This window comes from Amycolatopsis sp. NPDC114484, from assembly GCF_055633755.1.
Genome location: NZ_JBVKDQ010000001.1, coordinates 620,659 through 647,081, shown reverse-complemented (window position 1 = coordinate 647,081; position 26,423 = coordinate 620,659). Strand labels below are relative to the sequence as shown.

Below are 26,423 nucleotides of genomic sequence, written 5' to 3'. Positions count from 1 at the left end.
CGCGCCGGGCTCCGCGGACGTCAGGCGGCTTCCTCCGCGTCCCGGGCGGCGAACACCTCGCGCGCGGCGAAGGTGGCGTTCAGCGCTCGCGGGAATCCCGCGTACACCGCCGAGTGCATGAGCGCCTCGGTGATTTCCTCGCGGCTGAGCCCGACGTTCAGCGCCGCGCCGATGTGCACCTTCAGCTGCGGTTCGCAGCCGCCGAGCGCGGTCAGCACGCCGAGGGTGACGAGCTGGCGGCTGCGCGGGTCGAGGCCGGGCCGGTCGTACATGTCGCCGAAGGCGAACGCGGCCACGTGGTGCCCGAGCGCGGGGTTGATGTCGGCGAGGGAATCGAGGACGGCTTCGCCCTGGTGACCGTCGATGCGGGACAGCACCTCGAGCCCGTGCTCGCGGCGGGCGAGGTTTTCCGGGCTGTCGATTTCGTACTGGGTCACGGGAGCGGGCCTTCCTGGTAAGTGGCGATCTTGTATTCGGTGGCGGCGAGGGAAAGCTGCAGCTGGGCGATCTGCGCGCGCAGGGTGTCGCGATGCTCCAGGAGCATTTCGACTCGTTCGGGCACGCTGTCGGCACCGGACTCGATCAGCTCGACGTAGCGGCGCAGGTCGCTGATCGGCATGCCCGAGACGCGCATCCGCGTCAGGAACACCAGACGGCGCACCGACGCCGCGTCGTAAACCCGATGCCCGGCACTGTCGCGGGCGACCTCGACCAGTCCGATCCGCTCGTAGTACCGCAGCGTGTGCGGGTTCAGCCCGAGGTGTTCCGCCGTGGTGGCGATGTCCCACTCGTTCGCGTCGTCGTCCCGGGCCAGTTCCCGCAGCGCCTCGACCGACACCGTGCCCGGCGGATCGACCGCCAGCCGCAGCGCCTCGATCAGCGCGTCTTCCTTCTCCATGCCGAAGACGCTAAGCCTGTGAGCGCGCTCAAACGCAAGCCCTAACCCACCGACCGCACCCTCGTGACCAAAATCCCGGCCAGCAACGTCGCCACCGCGGACGCCGCGAACAGCCCCGGGTACCCGCCCAGCCAGTGCAGGATCAACGTCGTCAGCAGCGGCGCGACCACCTGCGGCAGCGAGTTCGCGATGTTGACCACGCCGAGATCCTTGGCCCGGTTCTGCGCCGCGGGCAGCACCTGCGTCAGCATCGCGAGCGCCACCGCCATGTAGACGCCGAACCCGACGCCCAGCAGCGGCGACGCCACCAGCGCCACCGGCCACGACTGCCAGATCACCAGCAGCAGCGCGGCCAACGCCATCACCGCGGCCGAGGCGAGCACGTATGGCTTCCGTTTGCCGGACTTGTCGGAGAAATGCCCGGCCAGCACCGCGCCGATCACCAACGCCACGCCGTACAGGCCCATCATGATCAGCAGGCCGCTGTCCGGATCCGGGTAATGCACCGCGTCCTTGAGGAAGAACAGCAGGTAGAGCGTGCCGAACGCGTTGCCGAGGTTGATCATGAAATGACAGCCCCACGCCCACGCGAAGTCCGGGTGCCGGCGCGGCGAGACCCACAGGTCGGCGAGGATTTCGCGGATCCGGCCGCTGGGCCGGAACTCCACCGGCAGCCGCGCGTCCGGCGTGCGCAGCACGAACGCCGCCGCGCCGGCGAGCACGATCGCGGCGCAAGCGGCGTAGCCGAGCGGGAGCCCGGCGAGGTCGAGCATCACCACGACCACTACCGCGCCGAGCACGGTGCCGAGCATCTGCGCGATGCCGACGAGCCCGCCGACCTGCGCTCGCTGCCCGACCGGAACCCGGTCGGCGATACCGCACATCAGCGTCGCGAGCATGCCGTTGAGCCCGGCCTGCACGAGACACCAGCCGATCGTCATCACGACGACGTTCGGGGCCTCGGCCAGCACCAGCAGCCCGGCCGCGCCGATCGCGCCGCCCGCGATCGTCCACGGATGGCGCCTGCCGAACCGCGAGCAGGTGCGGTCCGAGAGCAGGCCGATCGCCGGGTTCGCGACGAGCGCGACGGCCGCGCCGATGCCGGTCACGATCCCGAAGACGGTTTCCTTGTGCGCGGCGTCGAGCAGTTCGGCCTGCTGCGGCAGCAGAACCTGGATCGGTGCGTAAACGCCAAGCCAGAGCGCGATGTTCGCGAGGAACAGCAACGTCATCCACCCGGCGCGGACGCGCTTGACCGGTTCGGCGAAGACGTCCGGGACAGCAGCGGCGGTGTCACTCATTGCGGACCAGCTTCCGGTACCAGGCGAAGGAATCCTTGGGCGTGCGGCGTTGCGTCTCGTAGTCCACGTGCACGAGCCCGAACCGCGGCGCGTATCCCTTGGACCATTCGAAGTTGTCCAGCAACGACCAGACGAAGTATCCGCGCACGTCCACGCCGGCATCCATCGCTTCGCGCAGCGCTTGCAGATGGCTGGCGAGGAATTCGACGCGCTCGGGATCGGGGACGGTGCCGTCGGCGGCCGGTTCGTCGGCGAAACTGCAGCCGTTCTCGGTGATCTGGACCGGCGGCAGGTGCTCGCGGTAGCGCTCGTGGAAGGACACCAGCAGATCGCGCAACGCCTGCGGGACGATCGGCGAATCGTTGGTGGTCATGGGATAACCCTCGATCGGGCGCAGTTCGAACGGCAGCGGGTTGCCCTCGCCGGGCGCCGTCACGCCTTGGGGTTCGTAGTAGTTGACGCCGTAGAAATCGAGCGGCTGGGCGATCGTGGCCAGGTCGTCGGCGAAGTTCTCCGGCAGGTGCGGGTGGACCTGCTCGGGGTAGCTGCCGAGCAGCATCGGGTCGGCGAAGGTGCGGTTGATCAGCGCGTCGAGCCAGTCGGCGGCCGCGCGGTCGGCGGGCGTGTCGTGGTCCGGCCAGATCGGCGAGTGGTTGTTCGCGGTGCCGATGCCGGTCGCGCCCGCCGCGCGCAGTGCCTGCACGGCCAGGCCGTGAGCGAGGTTCTGGTGATGCGCCGTGGGGAGCGCGTCGAGCAGGAGGAACTGGCCGGGCGCGTACTCGCCGATGCCGTAGCCGTAGATCGACATGACCATCGGCTCGTTGAGGGGGATCCAGAGTTTCGCCCGATCGGCGAAATGCTCCCCCACGATCGTGGCGTAATCCGCGAAGCGGAAGGCGGTGTCGCGCGAGCGCCAGCCGCCCGCGTCCTCGATCGCCTGCGGCGTGTCCCAGTGGTAGAGCGTTATCGCCGGGGCGATTCCGGCCGCGCGGACCTCGTCGATCAGCTTGTCGTAGAAGGCAAGTCCTTCCGCGTTGGGCTTGCCGGTGCCGTCGGGCTGGATGCGCGGCCACGCGATCGACATCCGGTACGCGCCGACGCCGAGGTCCGCCATCAGGGCGACGTCCTCGGAGTAGCGGTGGTAGTGGTCGGCCGCTACGTTGGCGTCCTCGCCCCGGGCGATCTTGCCTTCGGTTGCGGTGAACGTGTCCCAGATGGACGGCCCCCGGCCGCCTTCGGCCGTCGCCCCCTCGATCTGGAACGCCGAGGTCGAGACACCCCACAGGAAGCCGGGCGGGAAGGTCGGATGGTCCACGCTGAGCACCCCTTGCCTTCGGACACCCTCGCGGGTGAACGTGAAAAGTTCTCATATGTTAGGTCGTCACTCGTCTCGGGGGAAGCCCCGCGGGGCGCTAAAGTCCCAGATCAGATGAGTGAATCGCGAGAGACTCCGAGGAACGACGTGGCCGAGACCCAGGCTGAACCCACACCGCTGCGGCGAAAGCCGGTTCAGCAACGCAGTGCCCGGCGGGTGGAACAGATGCTGGACGCGAGCGCCGTACTCATCGACGAGCTGGGCTACGACGCGCTCACCACCACGCTGATCGCCAAACGCGCGGGCGTCGCGGTCGGGTCGCTGTACCAGTTCTTCCCGGACAAACGCGCCGTCGTGCAGGCGCTGACGCAGCGAAACCTGGAACGGTTCGTGGCCGCGGTGAACGAGCGGCTGCAGCAGCTGAGCCCCGAGCACTGGTGGAACATCGTCGACTCGGTGCTGGACATCTACCTGCGGATGCACCGCGAGGTGCCGGGGTTCTCGAAGGTCCACTTCGGAGACGTCATCGACGTCCGGCTGCTGGCCGACGACCGCGACAACAACTCGGTCATCGCGGATTCGCTGGTCGAAATCCTGCGCGGGCACGTCGACCGCCCGGCCGACGAACTCCGCTTCGCCATCGCGATCGCCAACGAGACGGCGGACGCGCTGCTGAAGCTCGCCTTCCGCCGCGACCCGAACGGGGACGAGCGGATCGTCGCCGAGGCCAAGCACGTGGTGAAGGGTTATCTGGCAAGCAAATTCGGCGACTGACCCGCGCCCCCACGAGGCTTTCTCCGCAGCGAGGACAGGGTCGACAGGTTGCGCGGGGTTCCGGGTGATCCTTGAGGGAACCAGATTCCCTCAAGGATCCCCTCACGGACATCCACGTCGCAGACCCACACACGCACGGCCCCCACGCACGGCCGACACCGCACCCGCTACCGAAAACCTCAATGTGCCGTTCGGTGCGCGAGTCGCACCCAATGTGGCATCGGGGGCTCGGCGACTGAGACAGGCGCGGCTCAGCCGAAGTTCTGCCCCTCGCCGCGGTAAGTCGGGACGGTTCGTTCCACCTGGCTGCCGCGGACGAGGTGGTAGGCCAGGAAGCGTTCGGCCAGTTCCCCGGCCTTCGCGTGCCGCAGCCAGACCCGGTCGCCGAGGCGCAGGGTGCGCGCGGCCTCGCCGGTCACCGGCGTCTGCACCTCGCCAGCTCCCTCGAAACCCAGCAGGCGCAAGCCTTCCGGCAGGTACGGCGACGGTTCGCGCGACGGGCCGGTCGGGCCGGAGGCGATGTATCCGCCGGAGTACAGCGTCGCGACGTTCTTGGCCGGGCGGCGCACCACCGGCAGCGCGAACAGCGCGGCCGGGCGCGGCCGGAAGTGCGAGTAGCCGTCGAACAGGGTCGGCGCGAGGAAGCCGGAACCGGCGGCGATCTCGGTGACCACGTTCTCCGCGCCGGTGGTCTCGATGCTTCCGGTGCCGCCGCCGTTGACGAACTCCAGGTCGGCGACCTCGCGCACGGCGCGGACCGCGGCACCGCGGCGCCGGGCGAGTTCAGCCGCGGAACGGCGTTGCATCCAGCCGATCACCCGGTTCTGCAGGCCTTTTCCGGCCGCGTCGCCGAGTCCGGCGATCTGGCCTTCGTACGCCATCATCCCGACCAGCTGAAAGCCCGGCCGCGCCACGATCCGGCGGGCGATCGCGACCGCTTGCGCCGGTTTGAACACCGGCGAACGCCTCGTCCCGACATGCACACCGGGAAGCGGCCGCCAGGACGCGTCGAGTTCGAGGCATACGCGGATGTCCGGGTGGCCGTGGCCGAGCGCGGCGTCGACGAGGTCGAGGTGTTCCGTCGAGTCGACCATGATCGTGACTGCCGCGCGGGCGCGTTCGCTCGCGGCCAGCCGGCGGAGCGCTTCGTGATCGGCGGTCGGGTACGCGACCACGATGTCGTCGGAAGTGCCCAGCTCAGCGTGCCAAACGGCCTCGGCGAGCGAGTAGCACATCAGGCCTTCGAAGCCGTCTCGCGCGAGCGCCCGCTCCAGCAGCGCCCGGCAGCGCACGGACTTGCTGACCACCCGGATCGGCTTGCCCGCGGCCCGGCGCAGCAGGTCGTCGGCGTTGGCGTCGAAGGCGTCCAGGTCGACGATCGCGAGCGGCGGATCCAGGTCCTTCGTCGCGAGGTCGTACCCGTGCGCAGTGGTGGTCACGCACTTACGGTACGACAACAAAGCTTGAAACGCGAATACTATTCACTTACGGTTCCGGCATCTATCGTGGGAACCTTCCAGCGAAGAACAGGTGCCGCAATGACGTGGAGCAACTGGGCCGGGACGGCCAAGGCCACCCCGCAACGGGTGCACCGGCCGCGAAGCGCGGCCGAGATCGCCGAGGTCGTGGCCGGGGTCGCCGAGGCGGGGCACCGGGTCCGCCCGTGGGGCAGCGGGCATTCGTTCACCGCGATCGCCGCCGCCGATTCCGACGCGCTCGACCTCACCGCGTGGACCGGCATCGAACGCGCCGACCTCGAAACGCAGCAGGTCACGGTCCGTTCCGGCACCACTCTCCACACTCTCAACGCCGCCCTCGACGCGCTCGGGCTCGCGATGACGAACCTCGGCGACATCGACGCGCAGACCATCGCCGGCGCGATTTCCACCGGCACGCACGGCACCGGTGCGCGCTTCGGCGGGATCTCGACGCAGATCGTCGCGCTGGAACTGGTTCTGGCGGACGGTTCGCTGGTCCGCTGCTCGGCCGACGAACGTCCGGAGTTGTTCCACGCCGCCCGCGTCGGCCTTGGCGCGCTGGGCGTCATCAGCACGGTGACCCTCCAATGCGAACCGTCCTTTGTGCTCTCCGCGCAGGAACGTCCGGAGCCGCTGGAACAGGTCCTCGAAGGCTTCGACGACAACGCCGCCAACAACGACCACTTCGAGTTCTACTGGTTTCCCTATGGCAGCAAGGCCTTGGTGAAGCGCAACAACCGTCTGCCGGTGCATGCCAAGCGGAAACCGTTGTCCCGACTGAAACAGTTCGTGGACTACGAACTCACCGAGAACGTCGCTTTCGGCGGGCTCTGCCGGCTCGGCCGCGCGGTGCCGAAGCTGGTGCGTCCGCTCGGCGCGTTCGCTTCGCAGGTGTCGTCGCCGCGCGAGTACAGCGATCTTTCGCACCGCGTTTTCGTCACCCATCGCGGGGTGCGGTTCGTGGAGTCGGAGTACGCGGTCCCGCGCGAATCGGTGCTCGACGTGCTGGCCGAATTGCGGACAGTGGTGCCGCGGCTGCGGAATCCGGTCGCGTTCCCGGTCGAGGTGCGCGTGGCCGCGGCGGACGACATCTGGTTGTCCACCGCGAACGGCCGCGATTCCGCGTACATCGCGATCCACCAGTTCCTCGGCATGCCTTATCGCGAGTACTTCGCCGCGTTCGAGGCCATCGCGGGCCAGGTCGGCGGACGGCCGCACTGGGGCAAAATGCACGACCTCGACGCGTCCGTGCTGCGCACCCGCTATCCGCACTTCGACGATTTCCTGCGGATCCGCAAGGAATGCGACCCGGCCGGGACGTTCACGAACACCTATCTCGACCGGGTCCTCGGAACCGTCTGATCAGTTCGGTTCGAACAGCGAGCTGACCGACTCTCCATTGTGGATTCGCCGCATCGCCTCGGCCAGCGCCGGGGCGATGGACAGGATCCGCAGTTTCTCCGTGCGTTCCTCGACCGGCACCGGCACGGTGTTCGTGCAGACGATCTCCAGCACGTCCTCCTGGCCGCCGATCCGCTTGAGCGCGCCGTCGGCGAACAGCCCGTGCGTGCAGGCCACCCGGATCGACCGCGCACCCAGCTCCCGCAGCCGGTCCAGCAGTTCCAGCACCGTGCTGCCGCGCGCGATCTCGTCGTCCAGCACGATGATGTCGCGGCCGGCGATCTCGCCGATCACCGACGTGATCTCGACCCGATCGTCGGCGAACCGCTGTTTCGCACCAGCCGCGACCTTCGCGCCGAGCAGCCGGGCGAAATGCGCGGCTTCCTTGGCGTTGCCCAGATCCGGCGACACGACCGTGGTTTCCGAAAGGTCGTACTGCCGGAAGTACTGCGCCAGCTCGTGCAGGGCGTGCAGATGGTCGACCGGCACGCTGAAGAACCCGTGCACCTGCGGCGAGTGCAGCGTCATGGTGAGCACGCGGTTCGCGCCCGCGGTGACCATCAAATCCGCGACCAGCCTGCCGCCGATGGAGATCCGCGGCGCGTCCTTTTTGTCCGAGCGTGCGTACGAATAGTGCGGCATCACCACGGTGGTGCGCGCGGCCGAGGCGCCGCGGGCCGCGTCGAGCATCAGCAGCAGCTCGACCAGGTTTTCCTGCACCGGTTTGACCAGCGGCTGGATCAGGAAGACGTCCCGCTCGCGGCAGTTGGCCCGGAGCTGGACCTGGAGACAGTCGTTGGCGAACCGGTCGATCTTCACCGGAAGCAGCGGAACACCCAGGTTGGCGCAGATTTCCACGGCGAGCTCGGGATGCGCGCTGCCGCTGAAAACCGCGATGTCGCGCATCAGATCCGGGACAACGCGTCGGCGATGGAATCGTCGCCGGAGACCAGCTCAAGCGTGCGCCGAGCCGTCGCGGGAGTGTCGAGCAGCGCCAGCAGCACCGCGGCGACGTCCTCGCGCGGGATCTCCCCGCCCCCGGTCTTCTCCGCGATCTTCACCCGGCCGGTACCGGAATCGTTGGTGAGGCGACCGGGACGCAGGATCGTCCAATCGAGGTCGCGGGCCTTGAGGTCTTCCTCGGCGGCGCGCTTGGCCCGCAGGTAGGCGGCGAAAACCGGATCGAAGCCGGGGTCGTCCGCCTTGTCCGCGTTGATCGATCCGACCTGGATGAACCGGCGCACGCCAGCCCGCTGCGCGGCGTCGGCGAACAGTACTGCCGCGCCGCGGTCGACGGTGTCTTTGCGACCCTCGCCGCTGCCCGGACCGGCACCCGCGGAGAACACCGCCGCGTCCGCGCCTTCGAGCACTTTGGCGACAGCGTCCACATCGGACTTTTCAAGGTCGAGCACGACAGTCTCGGCGCCGACCGCGGTGAGGTCTGCTTCGTGGTCCGGGTTGCGCACGATGCCGACCGGCGCGTCGTGCCGCTGCGCGAGCAGCTTTTCCAGGTGCAGGGCGATCTGGCCGTGTCCGCCAGCAATGACGACTCGCATGCACCCGACTCTATCGCCGCGCGCGGCCCGACGCCGGTGCCTCAGTCCGCCTCGGCGGGGACTGGGGCGTCGGAGTCCTCGCGCAGCAGCAGGTCGTAGGCCATCTCGTTGACCCAGCGCGAAACCGGGTCCTCCTGCAGCAGCACCCGGTCGTGGTGGGCGTCGAGGTCGAGGTCGGCGGTGGCGTACGGGTCGGCGGTGACGACGGCGAGGCCGTAGGCGCGGGCGCGCGGCAGGCAGTTCGTCACGTAGTCATCCGTCAGCACGGCAGGCGATGGGAGCACCATCGCGGCCTCGCCGTAGCGCGAAAAGGGCACCGCGGAGGCCATCGCGGTCCGCCAGTGCCGGGCGACCGCGAGGACGCCGATGATCTCGGCGGCCGGCGCGGGTGCGGTCGCGGCCAGCTCTGGCCAGGTCCAGGTGTCGACGAGGGCGCGATCGGCGACGGGACCGACACCCATCGCGATCCGCTCCGCGTGCACGTCGGTCTTGAGCTTCGCGACGATGCTGACCTTGCGGCCGAGCAGAGTCGTCGCGGGCAGCACGACGCCGTTCCAGCCCAGAAGGGCCGCGGCCTTGCGCGCCAGCTCGTCGACGCTCGCGGGGAGCTCGATCGGCGGCAGCACCCGGCTCGCCGTCGTCCGGCTGCGCTTCGCACCGCCGGCGACCGTCGAGCGCTCGGTGTTCTGTGGGGTAGCCGCCACGAGTCCGCCTCCTTCAAGCACCTGTTCCCGTGTACCGGCGAAAACCGGTACATGAACTGAGTACCAGGGCAAAGGTGCGAGGTCTCCGGGTTGCGTTACCGCGTGCGATCGGCGGCGCTCAGCGGTCGGTGACCGGTCGGTGGGCGGTCATTCGACTTCAGCCCGACCGTGCGGCCAACCGAGTGAGACGGGGGTGAGTGGTGCGCACGGAGCGCGTCCCCTGGGTGTCGCGGCACCCCGCGCGGGGCGGGGCAGGCGGCGCAGTGTCTTACTCCGATCGACCTAATCGATCGGGTGGCGCACTGGACTTCCGCTGGTCACGGGCGTCACCCGGATGGCGGGTGAGCTTCGCCGCAGCGGGGGTTCGGCCCTCCGGTTTAGGGTTACCCGTCGGTCAAGTACCCGCCGGGAGGACCAGGATGCGCTCGCCGAAGGACTTCTTCGCCCCGCTCGCCGTCGGAGCGCCGCAGCCGCCGCGGCAGATCCCGGTGCGGCCGTCGCGCATGATCCACTTTTTCGATCCGGGCAACGAAAAGATGGCCGCGAAGGTCCCTGACCTCGCGAAGAAGACCGACGTGCTGCTGGGCAACCTGGAGGACGCCGTCCGCGCGGACCGCAAGGAAGCCGCGCGCGCCGGGCTGGTGTCGATCGCGAAGGCGACCGACTTCGGCCGCACGCAGCTGTGGACGCGGGTGAACAGCCTCGATTCGCCGTGGGTGCTCGACGACCTGATCACCCTTGTCACCGAGATCGGCGACAAGCTCGACGTGATCATGATCCCGAAGGTCGAAGGCGCGCAGGACATTCACTACGTCGACCGGTTGCTGGCGCAGCTGGAAGCGCGGGCCGGGCTGACGAAACCGCTGCTGGTGCACGCGATCCTGGAAACGGCGAGCGGCGTGGCGAACGTCGAGGAGATCGCCGGCGCCTCGCCGCGCATGCAGGGCATCTCGCTGGGCCCGGCCGACCTGGCCGCGAGCCGCCGGATGAAGACGACCCGCGTCGGCGGCGGTCACCCGGGTTATCTGGTGCGCACCGACCCGGTCGGCGAGGACCTCAACGAGGGCCGCTCGACGTATCAGCAGGACCTGTGGCACTACACGGTCGCGCGGATGGTCGACGCGTGTGCGATGAACGGGATCCTTCCGTACTACGGACCGTTCGGCGACATCCGCGACGTGGTGGCGTGCGAGGACCAGTTCCGCAACGCGTTCCTGCTCGGCTGCGTCGGCGCGTGGAGCCTGCACCCGGTGCAGATCGCCATCGCCAAGAAGGTGTTCTCGCCGTCCCCCGCCGATGTGGCCTGGGCCCGGCGCGTGATCGCCGAGATGGGCGACGGCACCGGCGCGGTGATGATCGACGGGAAAATGCAGGACGACGCCTCGGTCAAGCAGTGCCGGGTGGTCGTGGAACTGGCTGACGAGCTGGCCGCCACCGACCCCGAACTGGCCGCCGCGTACGACGCCGCGACGAAGGAGATCCAGTCATGACCGAACTGCGCCCGCGGCGGTCCGTGCTGTACATGCCCGGTGCGAACGAACGCGCGCTGGAGAAGGCGAAGACACTGCCTGCCGACGCGTTGATCCTGGACTTGGAAGACGCCGTCGCCCCTGATGCGAAGGAAGCCGCGCGCGAGCGGGTCTGCGCGGCTGTTTCCTCTTATGGCTCGCGCGAGGTGACGATCCGGGTCAACGGCCTGGACACCGAATGGCACGACGCCGACCTGCGCGCCGCGGCTGCCGCCGGTCCCGCTGCGGTGGTGGTGCCGAAGGTGAACTCCGCCGCCGAGGTGCACAACATCGAGCGTGCGCTGGAGCTTGGCGGAGCGCCGGAGCACACGAAGATCTGGGCGATGGTGGAGACGCCGGTCGCGATGCTGCACGCGGAGGAGATCGCGGGGGCGTCGGAACGGTTGACCGTGCTGGTGATGGGCACGAACGACCTGGCCAAGGAACTGCACGCGGAGTTCGTACCGGGCCGGGGACCGTTGCTGGGCGGGCTTTCGCTGTGCCTGCTGGCCGCCCGCGCGACCGGGAAGGTGATCCTGGACGGGGTCTACAACGACGTCAAGGACGCCGAAGGCTTCGAGGCGGAATGCTTGCAGGGACGGCAGTACGGGTTCGACGGGAAGACATTGATCCATCCTTCGCAGGTGGAGCCGTGTAACCGCGTCTTCGCGCCTTCGGAGGAGGAGATCGACCGGTCCAAGCGGATCATCGCGGCGTTCGAGGAGGCTTCGGCCGAGGGACGCGGTGTGGTGACGGTGGACGGGCGGATGATCGAGAACCTCCACGTCGAGAACGCCCGGCGGGTGCTGGCGTTGGCGGAGGCGATCGGGGCGAAGTGACCCGGGCCGATCGCCGGGGAGCAGCCGTAGAGTGTGCGCATGGCTCGGCACTCGCTCAACGCGATCACCATCGAGGGGTTCACCTCGATCCGTTCGGCACGGGTGCCGCTCGGCAGCCTGAACGTGCTGGTCGGCGCAAACGGCGCGGGCAAAAGCAACTTCATCCAGGCACTGGGCTTGCTGAGCAGCATTGTCGACGGCGACCTCGGGCTGCATGTCGGGCTCAATGGCGGGGCTGCCGAAATGGGCTGCAAAGGAAGCGCCCTGTCTCGCATTGAGCTGGCTCTGGACATGTGGCCAGCGAACTACCGCGTCCGGCTCATGCCCGCGGCCAACGACGAGCTGATCTTCGATCTGGAGGAGATCAGCAGCGTCACTCCCGAATCGCCGTACCGACGTGAACTCGGCCAGGGGCACCGGGAGTCCCGGATCGAGCACGCTCTCAGTGAGCACGACGAGGCCGCGGAACTCATTCACACGGTGCTCAAGGGCTGCCGGGTCTATCACTTCGACGACACCAGCCGGGACGCCCCGGTCAAGCGGCAAGCCCCGACCGCGGACAACCTCGCCCTCCGGGACGACGCCGCCAATCTCGCGCCTGTACTCCTACGGCTGCAACGAAGCGAGCGGCCGGAGGACAAAGCGGCTTACCGTCGTATCACCAGCACAATTCGGCTGGTCGCCCCCTTTTTCAAAGACTTCGTTCTCGACGACGAATACGGAACCGACCGGATAAGGCTCCGCTGGACCCACCAAGACCTCGACGGGGTCTTCTCGGCCGAGCAGATGTCCGACGGAACGCTGCGGTTCGTCTGCCTGGCCACCTTGCTGATGCAGCCACAGCTTCCCGGCCTGGTCGTGCTGGACGAACCGGAGCTGGGTTTGCACCCCTACGCGATCGTGGTGCTGGCAGATCTGCTCCGGAGCGCAGCGGCACAAAGCCAGGTGCTGATCGCCACCCAATCGGTCACCCTCATGAACCAGTTCACCGTCGACGACCTCATCGTGGTCGAACAACACGACGGCAGTTCTTCCTTCGCGAAGCCGAACCCCGAGGCGTTGCGCACGTGGCTCGAGGATTACTCGCTTGGCGAACTGTGGGAGAAGAACCTCATCGGCGGACAGCCCGGTTCGACGGGCAGCGTCCTGAATGACTGACCGCAAACGCCTTCACCTGCTGGTCGAAGGGCAGTCGGAGCTGACGGTCGCGCGCGAACTCCTGGAAGGTCATTTGTGCGAGGCTGGCTGGGCCAGGGTCGACGTGTCGATCGTACGAACGCAAACCACGTCCATCACGCACCGCGGCGGGGTTTCCTCCTGGGCGAAGATTCGCCGGGAGATCCAGAACCTGCTCGGACAGAAGTCGCTCACCACCCTGACCACGATCTTCGACTTCTACGGCTTTCCCGCCGACGCACCGGGGGTTTCCAGCCTTCCGGCGGGCTCGGCCGAGATCCAGGTGGAGCACGTTGAACGCGAGATCGCGGCAGCCATTCCAGACCGGCGTTTTCTCCCGCATCTGGTCCTGCATGAACTCGAATCGTGGGTGTTCGCCGCCGCTGATCAGCTGAGCGATCTGAGAGGCGAGCCTGAACTGGCCGAACGCCTCCGCGCCGACTGCGATGCTGCCGGAGGCCCGGAACTGGTCAATGGCGGCGCGAAGACGGCAACTTCCAAACGCCTCCTCCAGTACTGCGCGGGCTACCAGAAAGTGATCGAAGGTCCGTTGGCTGTCGCCGAGCTTGGCGTCGCCGGGTTGAGAAGCCAGTGCCCGCATTTCGACGCCTGGTTGAGCAAGCTTGAGGAGCGAGGGGCGAAGTAGCGAGGCCGAGTGCGGCGACGAATACCTCGCCGCCGTACTCGAAGCTCAGAGCAGATTCTTCCGCACCTTCCCCATCGCGTTGCGCGGCAAGGATTCCAAGATCCGCACTTCACGCGGTCGCTTGTGGACGGACAAGGTCCCGGCGACGAAATCCGTCACCGCGGTGCTGTCGAGGCCGTCTCCGACCACGTAGGCGACGATTCGCTGCCCGAGGTCGTCGTCGGGAACCCCGACCACCGCCGCTTCCCGCACGCCGGGGTGGGCCAGCAGCGCTTGTTCCACTTCCCCCGCGCCGATGCGATAGCCACCCGATTTGATCAGGTCGACCGATTCCCGTCCCACGATCCGGTGGAATCCGCTCGCGTCGGCGACGGCGATGTCGCCGGTGCGGAACCAGCCGTCCTCGGTGAACGACTCCGCGGTCTTGCCCGGCAGACCCAGATATCCGTCGAAGAGCGTCGGTCCGGTCACCTGAAGCTGCCCGAGGCTCTCCCCGTCGCGCGGAACCGGTTGTCCCCGGTCATCGCACAGTCGCGTTTGGACAGTGGGCAGCGCGGTGCCGACCCAGCCCGGCCGCCGCTCGCCGTCGTGCCGGGTGCTGAGGGTGATCAGCGTTTCGCTCATCCCGTAGCGTTCGACGGGCGCGGACCCGGTGAGCCCGGCCAGTTTTTCGAAGACCGGCTTGGGCAGCGGCGCGCTTCCCGACACGAGCAATCGCGCGGATCCCAGCGCTCGTGCGGCGGACGGCTCGGCGCACACCCGGGACCACACGGTCGGAACTCCGAAGTACAGCGAGCCCCGCGCTTCCGCGTAGGCCGCGGGCTTCGGTCGCACGGTATGCGTGAGCGGTGAGCCGATTCGCAACGCGCCGAGGACGCCGAGCACCAACCCGTGAACATGGAACAACGGAAGCCCGTGCACCAAGGTGTCTTCGGCGGTCCAGCCCCACATCTCGCTCAGCGCGTCCAAGCACGCGGCGATGGCCGAGCGCGAGAGCACGACGCCCTTCGGCGCTCCGGTCGTACCCGACGTGTAGACGATCAACGCCGTGCTTTCGGCGGTTGGTTCGGGATAGCTCTTCGCAGACCGCGCCGAGACATCGACCGGCACGACCGGGAGTCCGACGTCGCCCGGCGTGTCGCCCAGCCAGAGCTCGACGCCGGAGTCGGCCAGGACGTGCCGTCGCTCGGCCGGGCCCGAGTCCGGCGGGATCGGGACGGCGGGCACGCCCGCGGTCAGGCAGCCCACCACAGCGACGATCGTCTCCAGGCTCGCGGTCGCGTTGACGGCGACGCGGTGGGTTCCGGCGATCCGGTCCGCGACCGCGGCGGCGGCCCCGCGCAGCTCGTCGAGCGACATCGAGGAATCGCCGACCCGGACGAACGGACCGTCGGCGGAAGCGGTCGCCAAGGCGGTCAGCAGGGGCGGCTGATTGGTGTCCTTCACTGGTTTTTCGTCCTCACTCGGGCAGGGGTTTGTTGCGGGTCTCGGGGACCAGCGGGAGCAGCAGCAGGCCGACGACGAACACGACGGCGGTGGACGCCAGCGGCACGGCGAGCGAACCCAGTTCGCGGATCGCGACGCCGAGCACGAACGTGCCGACCGCCGCGAACCAGCGGGAGATCGTGGTGGTGAACGCGAACGCGGTGGCCCGGAACAACGTCGGGTACTGCTCGGGCAGCCACACGGTGAACACCGCGAAGTTCGCTCCGCCGAGGCCGAGGACCGGCAGGAACACGAAAAGCAGCGGCAGGTTTTCCAGCGGGTAGGCGATGCCGTAGGTCCCGATGATGCCGACCGCCATCAGCGCGAAGAACAGCGCCAGCGCGCCCCGTCGGCCGAGCTTGTCGGCGAGCCACGGCGTGCCGATGCAACCGATGACCGTGAAGATCGCCGAGATCGCGGCCGCGAGGCTGGCCAGCTGGGGACCGTGGCTCACGCCGGTCTCCTTGGCGAGCGCCGTCACCGCGGTCGGCACGTAGGTGGCGGTGGCCCACAGGCCGATCACGCAGGCTCCGAGCAGCAGCAAATTGCCGATGGTCCGCCGCCGGTAGCCGCGGCTCATGATGTTGCGCAGCGGGGCGAGCAACGACGTCCGCCGGGCCGTTTCGGCCTGTGCCGCCCACTTTTCCGGTTCCTTCGTGTTCCGCCGGATGAACAGGACCAGCAGCGCGGGCACGATGCCCAGCAGGAACAGGCCGCGCCAGCCGAGCTGCTGGCCGAACGCCAGGAAGATCACGGCCGTCAGCAGCTGGCCGACGTAGTTGGCCGAATGCAGCACCCCGCCGAGCTTGACGCGAAGCCGCTCGGGAACGGCCTCCGCGACCAGCGTGGCCGCCATCGCCCATTCGCCGCCGATCCCGACCGCGCACAGGAACCGGAACGCCATCCAGGCCCACACGTTCGTCGAAAACCCGGCCAGCGCGGTGAACACCGAGAACAGCAGGATGCTGCCGATCATCGCCGGCCGCCTGCCGAAGCGGTCCGCGATCGGGCCCCAGATGAAGGAGCAACCCCATCCGGCCAGGAACAGCGCGCCGCTGAGCTGACCGTAGAAACCGATGTTCGCGACGTCCGGGGTGATGCCGGACGGCGGGAGCAGTTCGCTCAGCGTGGGCGCGAGCACCAGGCCGAACATCGCGAGCGTGAACCCGTCCATCGCCCAGCCGCCGAAGGAGCCCCAGAACGCGTTGCGCTGGGCGCGGTTCATCCGGACCGGCGGACCCGGGTCCGCCTGACCGCCGCGGGACCGTTCCCCGTCGGCTTCCTTGATCGTTGTCATGACCACCTCACTGTGGTCCACAATGCGGACCGATGGACTACTATGTGGACCGGTAGCGTATGAACGGGATCACCGAAGGTCAAGGGGTGGCGAACGTGAACAGCGTGCTCACTGCGTTACGGGTGTTCGAGGCGGTCGCCGCTGCGCAACCCGCCGGGTTGAGCGACCTCGCGCGACGGCTCGAGATTCCCAAGAGCACCGTGCAGCGATGCCTGAAGACGCTCGCCGACGCGGGCTGGGTCCGGCCGGAGCCGAGCGGGGACGGCCGGTGGGTGATCACCGGGAAGGCGTTCAGCATCGGCAGCGCGGTCAGCTCCGGGCCCCGGCTGCGCGAGATCGCGCTCCCGGTACTGAGCCGGCTGCAAAGCGACACCCGCGAAACCATCCACCTGACGGTCCCCGATGACGACGCGATGGTGCTGATCGAGCGGCTCGACAGCCCGCATCAGCTCCGCGCGTTTCTCCAGCTGGGCACGCGGCTTCCGCTGCACGCGGCGTCGAACGGCAAGGCGTACCTGGCTTCACTGGACGACGCGGCCGTCGAATCCTTCCTGCACAACGGTCTTCGCAAGGTCAACGACCACACCGTCACCGACCCCGACGTCATCCGACGGGAAGTCGCGGAGATCCGGCGGCGCGGCTACGCGGTCACCAACGAAGAACTCCACGAAGGCATCGCCGCGGTCGCCGTCGCGCTCAAGACGGCGGACGGCGAGACCTGCGGTTGTTTCAGCATTTCCGGGCCGACGACGAGACTGACCCCTGACCTCTACGCGACGTATGGCGAGAAGGCCATCGCCGCGAAAGCGGAGATCGAGCGGTTCCTTTCGTTCTGAGGCCGCTCAGCTGACCGGCCAGGGGCGCTGTTCCCCGCGCAGCTCCTCGAAGGCCGCCGCGGTTCGCAGCACCTCCAGGTCCGCGAATCGCCGACCCGCGATCTGCAACCCGATCGGCAGCCCCTCGGGGGTGTAACCGCAGTTCACCGACACCGCGGGCTGACCGGACATGTTGTACGGCACGGTGAAAGCGATGTGCTCGAACGGCCGCGTCGGGTCGTTCGTCGGGGACGGCCAGTCCGCGGGCGGCGGCAGGACGGGGCAGGTCGGAGAGAGGACCACGTCGTACGGTTCGGTCGCGCGCAAGGCGGCCACGCTGATCGCGTCGATGGCGGCGAAGCCTCGATAAGTGTCCACACCGGACGCATCCGCTCCCCCGGCCGCCCAATCCGCGATGTAGGGCAGGACTTGCGCGCGCTGGTCCTCGGTCAGGGCGGCCATGTCGGACCAGGCGCGGACTCGCCAGAAGGTGTCCAGGCCGTCCAGGTGTTCGCGGGTCAGGAATGGGGAGACGGGTTCCACGACCGCGCCTGCCTTGGCGAACAGGGCGGCGGCTGCGGTGACCGCGTCGGCGACGGCGGGGTCGACGGGGAGGCCGACGCCGGGGTCCAGTTGCAGGCCGACGCGTAGACCGTCGAGGGAACCGGTCAGGGAGAGCCAGTCGATCGAGGCGGGCGGCAGGCTGAGGTGGTCGCGCGGATCGGGTTGGGCCAGGACGCTCATCAGCAGGGCGGTGTCGGCGACGGTCCTGGTCAGGGGGCCGGCGACGCGGCCGAGGAACGGCGGGTCGACTGGTACGCGGCCGAAGCTGGGTTTCAGGCCGACCAGACCGCACCAACCGGCGGGGAGGCGGATCGAGCCGCCGATGTCGGTGCCTACGTGCAAGGGGCCGTAGCCCGCGGCGGCTGCGGAGGCGGCTCCGGCGCTGGAGCCGCCGGGGGTGCGCGTGACGTCCCACGGGTTGCGCGAAGCGGCGTGGAAGCTTGAGAGGCCAGAGGTGAGCATGCCGTAGTCGGGCATGGTCGTCTTTGCCAGCAGTACTGCGCCTGACTCGCGTACGCGGGCTGCGGCGGGAGCGTCGGCAGCGGCGGGGGTCAGGGTGGTGGCAGCGGTGCCGAGAGGCGTGGGGACGCCTACGGAGGCGATGTTTTCCTTCAGGGTCAACGGGACGCCGTCGATGGGACCGGAGGGTTCGTTAGCGTGCCAGCGTGCTTCGGACGCCTTCGCTGCTTCGCGGGCTGAAGCGGCGTCGTACGCGTACAGGGCGCGCAGTTCGGGTTCGCGGGCATCGATGCGCGCGAGGACGGCTTCGGTGACTTCGACCGGCGAGAACGTCTGTGCGCGGTACCCGGCTACCAGCTCGTTAGCGGTCAGGTCGGCCAATTCGGTCATCGCGGAACCTCCGATTCACGAAGCGGGTGGGTCAAAGCGGCCGTCGACTGCGGTCCAGCCACCGTCAACAGCCAGGACGGAGCCGGTGACGAAGGTCGAAGCGTCCGAAGCGAGGTACACGACGGCGCCGGCCAGTTCGTCGGCGCGCGCCCAGCGGCCGAGGGCGCCCTTCTGGGCGTAGGCGTCGTACCAATCGGGGCGCGCTTTGATCTGTGCGGTCAAGGGTGTCTCTACGACGCCTGGGGCGATGGCGTTGACGCGTACGCCGGACGGTCCGAACTCTGCGGCGGCAGTGCGGAAGAGCTGCACTAAGCCGCCTTTCGTTGCTGCGTACGGGCCTTGGCCGGGTTCGACGGTGGTGCCGCGGATTGAGGAGAAGCCGATGATGCTTCCCCGGCCCTGCGCGACCATCGGTGCGCCGAACGCGCGCAGCACTTCGAAGGCGACGCCCAGATTCAGCTCCACCACGCGGTCGAACTCTTCGCGGGTGTAGTCCAGCAGGCGTTTCCGGACGTTGGTGGCGGCGGTCAGCACGACGGCGTCCAGCGGGCCCAAGTCGCTGGCGGCGGCAGCGATGGCACCGGGCGCGAGCAGGTCGATCTCGTACGCCTCGCCGACGCCGGTCTCCCGGGCGGCGGCGACGTCACGGTCCGCGCAGATCACCGACGCGCCGTGCGCGTCCAACGCTCGGGCGGCTTCGCGGCCGATCCCGCTGCCCGCGCCGAGCACGACGGCCCGGCGACCGTCCATTCGGAACAGTCCGGCGTAGTTCACGGGCGCAGCACCGCCATCCTGGTCACAGTCAGCTCTTCGACGGCGAATCGCGGCCCCTCGCGGCCGATCCCGGAGTCTTTGACCCCGCCGTAGGGCATCGTGTCGGACCGGAAACCCGGCACCTCGTTCACCACCACCCCGCCGACCTCCAGCTCGTCCAGCGCCCGGAACGCGGTCTTCAGCGAGCGGCTGTACACGCTCGCGTGCAAGCCGTACCGCGACGCGTTGACCGCGGTGAACGCTTCGTCCACATCGGACACTGTGCGCAGGCAGACGACCGGGCCGAAGATCTCCTCGTCCCAGCATTCGACGCCGTCCGGGACGTCCGCGAGCACCGTCGGCTCCATCACCCCGTCCCGCACCGAACCACCGGCCAGCAGCCGAGCGCCTGCCGCGATCGCTTTGTCGACCCATTCGGCGACCCGGGCGGTCGAGCGTTCGTCGATCAGCGCGGACACTCTCGTCTCCGGGGAACGCGGGTCACCGATGGTCACTTCGCCGATCCGGGCGAGCACCCTGTCGGTGAACTCCGCAGCCACGGACGACACTGCCAGCACGCGTTGTACGGAAATACAGGCCTGTCCGGACGCGTAGTACCCGCCGCGCAGCACAGCGTCTGCGGCGGCATCGAGGTCAGCGTCCTCCGCGACCACCAGTGCCGCGTTCGAGCCCAACTCCAGCAAGGTCTTCGTGGGCGCGGCGTCGCGGGCGATCTGATGGCCGACGGCGGCCGAGCCAGTGAACGAGACCGCGCCGATCCGTCGGTCCGTGACCAGCGCCGATCCGACCGAAGCGTCGCCGGTGACCAGCTGAACCATCGCGGGAAGATCGGTCAGCGAACGGACCAAGTGCACCAGCCACAGCGTCGCCAACGGAGTTTGCGGCGCGGGCTTGACCACCACCGGGCAGCCAGCCGCGATCGCGGGCGCGATCTTGTGCGACGCCAGCAGCAGCGGGTAGTTGAACCCGGCGATGCCGACGACCACACCGATCGGCTTGCGCTTCCAGAACCCCACCAACCCGTCGCCGGACGGCAGCAGATCGAGCGGAACGGTTTCGCCGTGCAGCCGCGACACTTCCTCGGCCGCGGCTTCCCAGGTGACGATCGTGCGCGCGACCTCGACCTGGCAGTCGACCAGCGGTTTTCCAGTCTCCAGCACGAGCAACTGCTCAAACTCCGCCCGACGTTCGCGCACGGCCGAGGCCACGTCGTTCAACAACGTCCGCCGAGTCCGCGACGGCAGCGAAGCGACCTCGCGAGCCACTGCCACCGCCTCATCAACAGCACGCGAAGCCAGCGCAACAGTGCCGACCGGCGCGGTGCCGATCACTCTGCCGTCATACGGAAAAACCACGTCGGCAGTATCCACTGTGGACACCCAGTCGGGACCAATCGGCAGGCCGTCCGGGTAGTCAGGCATCCGTTTCTCCCTTCAACCGGGCCAGCTCGGTCCGCAGATTCGGCGCGGCGCCCAGCAGTTCCCGGGTGTACTCGTGCTCCGGCGCGGCGTAAACCTGTTCGACCGCACCGATTTCCACGATCTCCCCGCGCCGCATCACCGCCACGCGATCACATACGTGCCGGACCACGCCGAGGTCGTGCGAGACGAGAATCAACGTCAGCGAGAACTCGTCCACCAGCCGGGCCAGCAGGTCCAGGATCTGCGCGCGCACCGAAACGTCCAGCGCGCTCACCGGTTCGTCCGCGATCAGCACGCTCGGATTCGGCGCGAGCGCGCGAGCGATCGAGATCCGCTGCCGTTGCCCACCGGAGAACTGGTGCGGGTACCGCATCGCCGCGTCCTCGGGCAGTCCGACGGCGGTCAGCAGTTCGGCCACCCGCTCCGGCGAGCGGCGGCCGAGCGGTTCGGACACGATGTCCCGCACCCGCATCCGCGGGTCGAGCGAGCCCATCGGATCCTGGAACACGATCTGCATTTCACGGCGCAGGAACCGCAGTTTCCGTTCAGGCAGCGAGTCGATCCGCTGGTCTTGGAACGACACGGTGCCCGCAGTCGGCCGGTCCAAGGCGGCGAGCAAGCGCACCAAGGTGGACTTCCCGGAGCCGGATTCGCCGACGATCCCGAACCGCTCGCCAGTGGAGACATCGAAACTCACGCCGCGCAACGCATGCACGTTCCGCCTCGAGTACCGCCGTTCCAGGTCCCGTACGGAGATCATCGCGCGCCCTCCAGGTCGGAAGCGGCAAGCAACCGTTGTGTGTAGGCATGCTGCGGCGCGGTCAAAACGTCCCGCGTCGAACCATGCTCCACAATGGACCCGTCGAGCATCACCAGCACCCGGTCGCACATCTGCGCCACCACCGCCAGATCGTGCGTGATGAACAGCAGCGAGCTCTCCGCCGACAGCCGCTGCCTGATGAGCGCCAGAATCTGCGCCTGCACGGTGACGTCCAGCGCAGTGGTCGGCTCGTCGCAGATCAGCAGCGCCGGGTCGTTGGCCAGCGCGATCGCGAGCACCACCCGCTGCCGCTGCCCGCCGGACAGCTGATGCGGATACGCCCGCGCGACCCCCGGCAACCCGACCGCGGCCAGCAGTTCCTCCGCCGGCCGCCCCCGACGGCCGTGTACCCGGAACGGCTCGGTGACCTGCCGTCCGATCCGCATCGCCGGGTTCAGTGCGGTCATCGGTTCCTGGAACACCATCGCCATCCCGTTGCCGCGCAACCGGGACAGCTCCTTCTCGGACGCACCGAGCAGTTCTCGGCCATCCAGCCGCACCGAGCCGGTGGCCGAAAGTTCTTCCGGCAACAGGCCCAGCACCGACAGCGCGGTGAGCGATTTCCCGGACCCGGATTCGCCGATCAACCCGACCCGCTCGCCCGCGCCCAACTCGAACGAAACCCCGCGCACGAGGTCCGCGACCCGCAGGTTTTCCACCGTCAGCGTCATCCTCGCGCCGCCAATCGGGGGTCGAGACGGTCGCGCAGACCGTCGCCGAGAAGGTTGAATCCGAGCACTGCCAACGCGATCGCGACACCGGGCACCAACGCGAGCCGCGGCTGTGAAGTGAGCAGTTCCTGCGATTCCTGCAGCATCCGGCCCCACGACGGCGTCGGCGGCCGCGTGCCGAAGCCGAGGAACGACAACGCCGCTTCGGCGAGCACCGCGATCGCGAACGACACCGAAGCCTGCACGATCAGCAACCCGCCGATGTTCGGCAGCACGTGCGCCCAGGCGATCCGCGTCCGCGACCGGCCGCCGGCCCGGGCGGCCAGCACGTATTCGCTGCTCATCACCTGCAGCGACCCGGAGCGCGCGATCCGGGCGAACGACGGGATGGTCGCGATGCCGATGGCGGCCATCGCGGTGAGCGTGTCCGCGCCGAACACCGCGCCGAACATGATCGCCAGCAGCAGCGCGGGAAACGCGAGGACCAGGTCGTTCGCCCGCATCACGAATTCGCCGAGCCACCGCGGAGCCATCGCCGCCAGCACGCCCAGCGGAGTGCCGATCACCGCGGCGATGCCGACCGCGACGATGCCGACGTACAGCGTGGTCCGCGCGCCCACGAGGATCTGGCTGAAGACGTCTCGGCCGAATTTATCTGTGCCGAAAAGATGCTCGGTCGAGAAGCCGAGCAACCGGTCCGCCGCGTTGACCTGTACCGGGTCGTACGGCGTCCAGACGAACGACACCAGCGCGGCCAGCACGACGAGCGCGACCAGCGTCCCGCCGAGCAGGAGATTTCCGTTGCGGCGCATCAGGACCCCCGCAGTCTCGGGTCGAGCACCGAATAGAGCACGTCGACCACGAAGTTCACCAGCAGCACCCCGGCCACCAGCACCAGCACGATCCCTTGCACAGTCAGCAAATCGCGCTGCGCGACCGCGTCCAGCAGCATGCTGCCGAGCCCCGGCAGCACGAATACCCGCTCCACCACGACCGCCCCGATCAGCAGTGTCGTCAACTGCAGGCCAAGCACCGTGACCACCGGGACGGACGCGTTGCGCAACCCATGCCGGAACAGAGCCTGACCAGGCAACAAGCCCTTGGAACGGGCGGTGCGGAGGTAGTCCTGGCCGAGCGTGTCGAGCACGGCCGAGCGGACGTAGCGCGTGAGCACCGCGCCCTGCACCAGACCGAGCGACAACGCCGGGAGGATCAGCCCACGCAGGAATTCGCCCGCGTCCTGGTCCGGTGGCGTCCATCCGCCGCTCGGCAGCCAGCGCAGTTGGACGGCGAAAATCTGTACCAGGATGATGCCCGCGAGGAACGCCGGGATCGCGACGCCGACCTGCGACAATCCGGAAACCGCGACGCCGCTGGCCTTCCGGTGCCGCACCGCGGCGAACGCGCCAGCGGGCAGGGCGATCACCAGCGCGACGATCATTCCCGCGCCGACCAGCCACAACGTGACCCCGAGCCGGTCCACCAGCTGCGGGCTGATCGCCTCGCGCGTGACGTACGACCGGCCGAAGTCTCCGCGCAGGACCCCGCCCATCCAGCTCAGGTACTGCTCGATCAGCGGCCGGTCGATGCCGAATTCGGCGCGGGTCTTCGCGAGCAGCTCCGGCGTCGCGTTCACGCCGAGCGCGACCTGCGCCGGATCGCCCGGCAGCACCGCCATGAACAGGAACACCACGATGGACGCCACGAACAGGCTCACCGCGAACACGGCCACCCGCCGCAGCACGCGCGCGGTCATGCCGGCCTCACCGCGGTCAGGTCGAAGGATTCGCTGACCTGGTTGCGCGCGAGTCCGGTCACCTTCTTCTTGGCGACCACGACGTTCGGGAACAGGAACAGCCAGTCCGCGGCCGCGTCGGTGTTCAGCTGCCGCGCGACCTCCTTCATGTCGTTCACCTGCTCCTGCGGCGTGCCGCTGTCCGCCGCGGCGAGCAGCTGCTGCACGCGCTTGCTGTCGTAACCCCAGTAGTACTTGGGTTTCCCGAACGTCGAGATGTCGCGGGCTTCGACGTGCTGGATGATCGACAGGTCGAAGTCGTGGTCGGTGAAGACCTGCTTGAGCCACACCGCCGGGAAGTCGAGCGGCTCGATCGTCACGGTGACGCCGATGTCCGCCAGCTGTGATTGCACGACCTGCGCGGCCGACACCGCGTAGGGAAGGTTCGGAATCCGCAGCCGCAGCTTGAGATCATGCACGCCTGCCTCGGCGAGAAGCTGCTTCGCCTTCGCCGGATCGTACGAGTAGACCTTCGACAGATCCTCGTACCACGGGTCGGTGGGCGGAACCATGCTGCCGATGAGCGTGCCGCGACCGCTGAAAACCAGGTCCAGCACGGCTTTTCGATCGATGGCGTAGGTGAGCGCACGGCGGACGCGCACGTCGTTCAGCGGCGCGCGACGGCCGTTGAACGCCAGCGTGACCTCGCTGTTCGTGGTGCCCTGCTGCACGGTGAACCGGTCGTCGCCCTGGAACTGCGGGATCGAATCGGCCGACGTGAGGTTAGAGATCACGTCGATTCCGTTGGACAGCAAAGCGTTGTTGAGTGCGGTCGGATCGGCGAAGTACTTGAGCACGACCGTGCGATACGCCGGTTTCCGTCCCCAGTACCGCGGATTCTCGCGCAGCACAATGGAATCGCCACGCCGGCGCGAAGCCACCTCGTACGGTCCGGTGCCGACCGGATGGTTCGCCAGATCCGCGACGCCGGTGGGGCTGAACATCGCGCCGAGCCGGCTGGTGAGGCTGAACAGCCAGCCGTTGCTGGGTTTCGACAGCACCACGCGTGCGTGATCCGGCGCGACGACCTCGACGTGGTCCACTACATCCATCGCGGATTTGAGCGAGATCGTCCAGTCGGTCTTCACTCGCATCAGCGAAAACTGGACGTCGGAGGCAGTGAACGGCGCTCCATTGCTGAACTTGACGCCTTGCCGCAGCTGGAAGTCGTACGTCTTGCGGTCCGGGCTGATCGTCCAGGACTTCGCGAGCAGCGGCACGATCCGGCCCTGCGGATCGAGCTTCACCAGGCCCTCGTAGACGTTGCAGAGCAGCGCCTGCGGGATGGCCACGCCGTCGGAACGGGTGAAGTCGAAGTTCGCCGGCTCCGCCGTGTAGCCGACGGAAAGCGTGTCCGGACCTGGGGAAACACTCGCGCTGGAGCCTGCCGAGCAGCCGGACGTCACGAGCAGCAGCGCCAGTGCCACCGCAGTGCTCCGGGCTTTCATTCCGCCTCCTGTGCCCTGCGGGATACCCGCACCCAGTCGGCGACGCGAGCAAGCTGTCGCGATGATAAGCCCACGTCGCCTCCGCCCCAGTACACTGGTCTGACCAGTAACCTAAGGCAGACTCGCATCCGGCAGACACCGAGGTCAAGATGAAGTTCGAACCGGTGGCTCCGGTCCGCGCCTACGAGCGGATCGTCGAGCAGATCGAGGAGGCTGTGGTGAGCGGCCGCCTCAAACCCGGCGAACGGCTGCCCGGGGAACGGGAGCTGATGACGCAGTTCGGCGTCGGCCGGTCGACCGTGCGCGAGGCGCTGCGGGTGCTGCAGGCCGCCGAACTGATCCGGTCGCGGCCGGGCGATCCGCGCGGGCCCGAGGTGCTGGCCGCTTCGCCGGGCGCGCTGCACCGGTCGATGCACCGGCTGGCCCGGGCGGAACACGTCGGGCTGGCGGAACTGCTGCAATTCCGGATGGTGCTGGACGGCTCGTCGCACCTGCTGGCCGCGGAACTGCGTACCGCCGAGGATTTGACCGCGCTCGACACCGCGTTGGAAGGAATGGCGGCGGCGGACGGATACGCCGAATTCAGCCGTGCGGACGTCGCATTCCACGACGTGATTGCCCGAGTGTCCCGAAATCCGCTGCTGGTTGTGAGCGGTGAAGTGGTCCGCGGCGTGGTCCTGAAATTGATCGAGGACAAACTCAGCCACGCCAACGACCGCGGCACGCTGATGCGCTCCTGGCTGCGCCACCACGAAGAGGTGCTGAACGCGATCCGCGCCGCCGACGGACAGTCGGCGGCGCGGTTGGCGCGGCACGCGCTCTATGACAACTACGCGGAGTACGTGCCGAAGGAGCAGCGACCGCTGCTCACTCCGTTGCTGACCTGAG

Annotated in this window: 26 protein-coding genes; 8 read left to right on the top strand and 18 right to left on the bottom strand. The window is 68.5% G+C overall.

Annotated features, from left to right (window positions below; all coding sequences use genetic code 11):
- Positions 1 to 20 precede the first annotated feature (20 nt).
- From ACZ7SW_RS03165 to ACZ7SW_RS03150, 4 genes are read right to left on the bottom strand one after another with little or no spacing between them, the layout of a single operon-like run.
- Positions 21 to 437, bottom strand: coding sequence for a carboxymuconolactone decarboxylase family protein (locus tag ACZ7SW_RS03165; RefSeq protein ID WP_470228754.1), 417 nt, complete (start codon positions 435 to 437; stop codon positions 21 to 23).
- Positions 434 to 898: a MerR family transcriptional regulator gene (locus ACZ7SW_RS03160; protein WP_470228753.1), complete on the bottom strand. Its 465-nt coding sequence runs from the start codon at positions 896 to 898 to the stop codon at positions 434 to 436. The genes ACZ7SW_RS03165 and ACZ7SW_RS03160 overlap by 4 nt, the downstream gene beginning before the upstream one ends.
- Positions 899 to 939: 41 nt before the next feature.
- The gene (locus ACZ7SW_RS03155) at positions 940 to 2,199 is read right to left on the bottom strand and encodes an MFS transporter (protein ID WP_470228752.1); all 1,260 of its coding nucleotides are present in this window, start codon (positions 2,197 to 2,199) and stop codon (positions 940 to 942) included.
- On the bottom strand, positions 2,192 to 3,514 hold the full coding sequence (locus ACZ7SW_RS03150; RefSeq protein WP_470228751.1) for a GH1 family beta-glucosidase: 1,323 nt from the start codon (positions 3,512 to 3,514) through the stop codon (positions 2,192 to 2,194). The genes ACZ7SW_RS03155 and ACZ7SW_RS03150 overlap by 8 nt, the downstream gene beginning before the upstream one ends.
- Positions 3,515 to 3,628: 114 nt before the next feature.
- Here ACZ7SW_RS03150 and ACZ7SW_RS03145 point away from each other — a divergent pair, with 114 nt between their 5' ends.
- Positions 3,629 to 4,288 (top strand): TetR/AcrR family transcriptional regulator, encoded by a 660-nt coding sequence (locus ACZ7SW_RS03145; protein ID WP_067578451.1) that lies wholly within the window; start codon positions 3,629 to 3,631, stop codon positions 4,286 to 4,288.
- Between the two features lie 251 nt (positions 4,289 to 4,539).
- Here ACZ7SW_RS03145 and ACZ7SW_RS03140 read toward each other — a convergent pair whose 3' ends face one another.
- A complete protein-coding gene (locus tag ACZ7SW_RS03140) occupies positions 4,540 to 5,727 on the bottom strand; it encodes an amino acid deaminase/aldolase (protein WP_470228750.1) in 1,188 nt (395 codons plus the stop codon).
- Positions 5,728 to 5,826: 99 nt separating this feature from the next.
- Here ACZ7SW_RS03140 and ACZ7SW_RS03135 point away from each other — a divergent pair, with 99 nt between their 5' ends.
- Positions 5,827 to 7,128, top strand: a complete 1,302-nt coding sequence (locus ACZ7SW_RS03135; protein ID WP_470228749.1) for a D-arabinono-1,4-lactone oxidase — start codon at positions 5,827 to 5,829, stop codon at positions 7,126 to 7,128.
- Here the strand turns inward: ACZ7SW_RS03135 and ACZ7SW_RS03130 are convergent, their stop codons facing one another.
- From ACZ7SW_RS03130 to ACZ7SW_RS03120, 3 genes are read right to left on the bottom strand one after another with little or no spacing between them, the layout of a single operon-like run.
- Positions 7,129 to 8,073, bottom strand: a complete 945-nt coding sequence (locus ACZ7SW_RS03130; RefSeq protein WP_470228748.1) for a ribose-phosphate diphosphokinase — start codon at positions 8,071 to 8,073, stop codon at positions 7,129 to 7,131.
- Positions 8,073 to 8,723 (bottom strand): SDR family oxidoreductase, encoded by a 651-nt coding sequence (locus ACZ7SW_RS03125; RefSeq protein WP_470228747.1) that lies wholly within the window; start codon positions 8,721 to 8,723, stop codon positions 8,073 to 8,075. The genes ACZ7SW_RS03130 and ACZ7SW_RS03125 overlap by 1 nt, the downstream gene beginning before the upstream one ends.
- A gap of 41 nt (positions 8,724 to 8,764) precedes the next feature.
- A complete protein-coding gene (locus ACZ7SW_RS03120) occupies positions 8,765 to 9,427 on the bottom strand; it encodes a hypothetical protein (RefSeq protein ID WP_470228746.1) in 663 nt (220 codons plus the stop codon).
- A gap of 419 nt (positions 9,428 to 9,846) precedes the next feature.
- Here ACZ7SW_RS03120 and ACZ7SW_RS03115 point away from each other — a divergent pair, with 419 nt between their 5' ends.
- The 4 genes from ACZ7SW_RS03115 to ACZ7SW_RS03100 are packed head-to-tail and all read left to right on the top strand — an operon-like array spanning position 9,847 to position 13,596.
- Complete coding sequence (locus ACZ7SW_RS03115) at positions 9,847 to 10,917, top strand: HpcH/HpaI aldolase/citrate lyase family protein (protein WP_470228745.1); 1,071 nt, start codon at positions 9,847 to 9,849, stop codon at positions 10,915 to 10,917.
- Positions 10,914 to 11,774 (top strand): HpcH/HpaI aldolase/citrate lyase family protein, encoded by an 861-nt coding sequence (locus ACZ7SW_RS03110; RefSeq protein WP_470228744.1) that lies wholly within the window; start codon positions 10,914 to 10,916, stop codon positions 11,772 to 11,774. The genes ACZ7SW_RS03115 and ACZ7SW_RS03110 overlap by 4 nt, the downstream gene beginning before the upstream one ends.
- Before the next feature lie 39 nt (positions 11,775 to 11,813).
- Positions 11,814 to 12,932, top strand: a complete 1,119-nt coding sequence (locus ACZ7SW_RS03105) for an AAA family ATPase (protein WP_470228743.1) — start codon at positions 11,814 to 11,816, stop codon at positions 12,930 to 12,932.
- Positions 12,925 to 13,596: a DUF4276 family protein gene (locus ACZ7SW_RS03100; protein WP_470228742.1), complete on the top strand. Its 672-nt coding sequence runs from the start codon at positions 12,925 to 12,927 to the stop codon at positions 13,594 to 13,596. The genes ACZ7SW_RS03105 and ACZ7SW_RS03100 overlap by 8 nt, the downstream gene beginning before the upstream one ends.
- Positions 13,597 to 13,641: 45 nt before the next feature.
- Here ACZ7SW_RS03100 and ACZ7SW_RS03095 read toward each other — a convergent pair whose 3' ends face one another.
- Entirely contained in the window at positions 13,642 to 15,042 is a 1,401-nt protein-coding gene (locus ACZ7SW_RS03095) for an acyl-CoA synthetase (protein WP_470228741.1), read from the bottom strand.
- Between the two features lie 13 nt (positions 15,043 to 15,055).
- Positions 15,056 to 16,378 (bottom strand): MFS transporter, encoded by a 1,323-nt coding sequence (locus ACZ7SW_RS03090; protein ID WP_470228740.1) that lies wholly within the window; start codon positions 16,376 to 16,378, stop codon positions 15,056 to 15,058.
- Between the two features lie 86 nt (positions 16,379 to 16,464).
- Here ACZ7SW_RS03090 and ACZ7SW_RS03085 point away from each other — a divergent pair, with 86 nt between their 5' ends.
- Positions 16,465 to 17,214: an IclR family transcriptional regulator gene (locus tag ACZ7SW_RS03085; protein ID WP_470228739.1), complete on the top strand. Its 750-nt coding sequence runs from the start codon at positions 16,465 to 16,467 to the stop codon at positions 17,212 to 17,214.
- A 6-nt stretch (positions 17,215 to 17,220) separates the two neighbouring features.
- Here ACZ7SW_RS03085 and ACZ7SW_RS03080 read toward each other — a convergent pair whose 3' ends face one another.
- Genes ACZ7SW_RS03080 through ACZ7SW_RS03045 form a run of 8 tightly spaced genes read right to left on the bottom strand, consistent with a single transcriptional unit; the run spans position 17,221 to position 25,535 of the window.
- Positions 17,221 to 18,606 (bottom strand): amidase, encoded by a 1,386-nt coding sequence (locus ACZ7SW_RS03080; protein ID WP_470228738.1) that lies wholly within the window; start codon positions 18,604 to 18,606, stop codon positions 17,221 to 17,223.
- A 15-nt stretch (positions 18,607 to 18,621) separates the two neighbouring features.
- Positions 18,622 to 19,380 (bottom strand): SDR family NAD(P)-dependent oxidoreductase, encoded by a 759-nt coding sequence (locus ACZ7SW_RS03075; protein WP_470228737.1) that lies wholly within the window; start codon positions 19,378 to 19,380, stop codon positions 18,622 to 18,624.
- A complete protein-coding gene (locus ACZ7SW_RS03070) occupies positions 19,377 to 20,801 on the bottom strand; it encodes an aldehyde dehydrogenase family protein (protein WP_470228736.1) in 1,425 nt (474 codons plus the stop codon). Before ACZ7SW_RS03070 ends, ACZ7SW_RS03075 begins: the two co-directional genes overlap by 4 nt.
- Positions 20,794 to 21,561, bottom strand: coding sequence for an ABC transporter ATP-binding protein (locus tag ACZ7SW_RS03065; protein ID WP_470228735.1), 768 nt, complete (start codon positions 21,559 to 21,561; stop codon positions 20,794 to 20,796). The genes ACZ7SW_RS03070 and ACZ7SW_RS03065 overlap by 8 nt, the downstream gene beginning before the upstream one ends.
- Positions 21,558 to 22,292 (bottom strand): ATP-binding cassette domain-containing protein, encoded by a 735-nt coding sequence (locus tag ACZ7SW_RS03060; RefSeq protein WP_470228734.1) that lies wholly within the window; start codon positions 22,290 to 22,292, stop codon positions 21,558 to 21,560. Before ACZ7SW_RS03060 ends, ACZ7SW_RS03065 begins: the two co-directional genes overlap by 4 nt.
- A complete protein-coding gene (locus ACZ7SW_RS03055) occupies positions 22,289 to 23,104 on the bottom strand; it encodes an ABC transporter permease (RefSeq protein ID WP_470228733.1) in 816 nt (271 codons plus the stop codon). The genes ACZ7SW_RS03060 and ACZ7SW_RS03055 overlap by 4 nt, the downstream gene beginning before the upstream one ends.
- Complete coding sequence (locus tag ACZ7SW_RS03050; RefSeq protein ID WP_470228732.1) at positions 23,104 to 24,048, bottom strand: ABC transporter permease; 945 nt, start codon at positions 24,046 to 24,048, stop codon at positions 23,104 to 23,106. Before ACZ7SW_RS03050 ends, ACZ7SW_RS03055 begins: the two co-directional genes overlap by 1 nt.
- Complete coding sequence (locus ACZ7SW_RS03045; RefSeq protein ID WP_470228731.1) at positions 24,045 to 25,535, bottom strand: ABC transporter substrate-binding protein; 1,491 nt, start codon at positions 25,533 to 25,535, stop codon at positions 24,045 to 24,047. Before ACZ7SW_RS03045 ends, ACZ7SW_RS03050 begins: the two co-directional genes overlap by 4 nt.
- 149 nt (positions 25,536 to 25,684) lie before the next feature.
- Here ACZ7SW_RS03045 and ACZ7SW_RS03040 point away from each other — a divergent pair, with 149 nt between their 5' ends.
- Entirely contained in the window at positions 25,685 to 26,422 is a 738-nt protein-coding gene (locus tag ACZ7SW_RS03040) for a FadR/GntR family transcriptional regulator (protein ID WP_470228730.1), read from the top strand.
- The last annotated feature ends 1 nt before the right edge of the window (position 26,423 follow it).

Bases quoted from the DNA above. Each gene is read 5' to 3' on its own strand.
- ACZ7SW_RS03110 (WP_470228744.1), top strand. From the start codon at position 10,914: ATGACCGAACTGCGCCCGCGGCGGTCCGTGCTGTACATGCCCGGTGCG.
- ACZ7SW_RS03080 (WP_470228738.1), bottom strand. From the start codon at position 18,606: ATGACCGAATTGGCCGACCTGACCGCTAACGAGCTGGTAGCCGGGTAC.
- ACZ7SW_RS03125 (WP_470228747.1), bottom strand. From the start codon at position 8,723: ATGCGAGTCGTCATTGCTGGCGGACACGGCCAGATCGCCCTGCACCTG.
- ACZ7SW_RS03055 (WP_470228733.1), bottom strand. From the start codon at position 23,104: ATGCGCCGCAACGGAAATCTCCTGCTCGGCGGGACGCTGGTCGCGCTC.
- ACZ7SW_RS03115 (WP_470228745.1), top strand. From the start codon at position 9,847: ATGCGCTCGCCGAAGGACTTCTTCGCCCCGCTCGCCGTCGGAGCGCCG.
- ACZ7SW_RS03130 (WP_470228748.1), bottom strand. From the start codon at position 8,073: ATGCGCGACATCGCGGTTTTCAGCGGCAGCGCGCATCCCGAGCTCGCC.
- ACZ7SW_RS03135 (WP_470228749.1), top strand. From the start codon at position 5,827: ATGACGTGGAGCAACTGGGCCGGGACGGCCAAGGCCACCCCGCAACGG.
- ACZ7SW_RS03045 (WP_470228731.1), bottom strand. From the start codon at position 25,535: ATGAAAGCCCGGAGCACTGCGGTGGCACTGGCGCTGCTGCTCGTGACG.
- ACZ7SW_RS03090 (WP_470228740.1), bottom strand. From the start codon at position 16,378: ATGACAACGATCAAGGAAGCCGACGGGGAACGGTCCCGCGGCGGTCAG.
- ACZ7SW_RS03155 (WP_470228752.1), bottom strand. From the start codon at position 2,199: ATGAGTGACACCGCCGCTGCTGTCCCGGACGTCTTCGCCGAACCGGTC.
- ACZ7SW_RS03060 (WP_470228734.1), bottom strand. From the start codon at position 22,292: ATGACGCTGACGGTGGAAAACCTGCGGGTCGCGGACCTCGTGCGCGGG.
- ACZ7SW_RS03070 (WP_470228736.1), bottom strand. From the start codon at position 20,801: ATGCCTGACTACCCGGACGGCCTGCCGATTGGTCCCGACTGGGTGTCC.
- ACZ7SW_RS03105 (WP_470228743.1), top strand. From the start codon at position 11,814: ATGGCTCGGCACTCGCTCAACGCGATCACCATCGAGGGGTTCACCTCG.
- ACZ7SW_RS03065 (WP_470228735.1), bottom strand. From the start codon at position 21,561: ATGATCTCCGTACGGGACCTGGAACGGCGGTACTCGAGGCGGAACGTG.
- ACZ7SW_RS03160 (WP_470228753.1), bottom strand. From the start codon at position 898: ATGGAGAAGGAAGACGCGCTGATCGAGGCGCTGCGGCTGGCGGTCGAT.
- ACZ7SW_RS03050 (WP_470228732.1), bottom strand. From the start codon at position 24,048: ATGACCGCGCGCGTGCTGCGGCGGGTGGCCGTGTTCGCGGTGAGCCTG.
- ACZ7SW_RS03040 (WP_470228730.1), top strand. From the start codon at position 25,685: ATGAAGTTCGAACCGGTGGCTCCGGTCCGCGCCTACGAGCGGATCGTC.
- ACZ7SW_RS03145 (WP_067578451.1), top strand. From the start codon at position 3,629: ATGAGTGAATCGCGAGAGACTCCGAGGAACGACGTGGCCGAGACCCAG.
- ACZ7SW_RS03100 (WP_470228742.1), top strand. From the start codon at position 12,925: ATGACTGACCGCAAACGCCTTCACCTGCTGGTCGAAGGGCAGTCGGAG.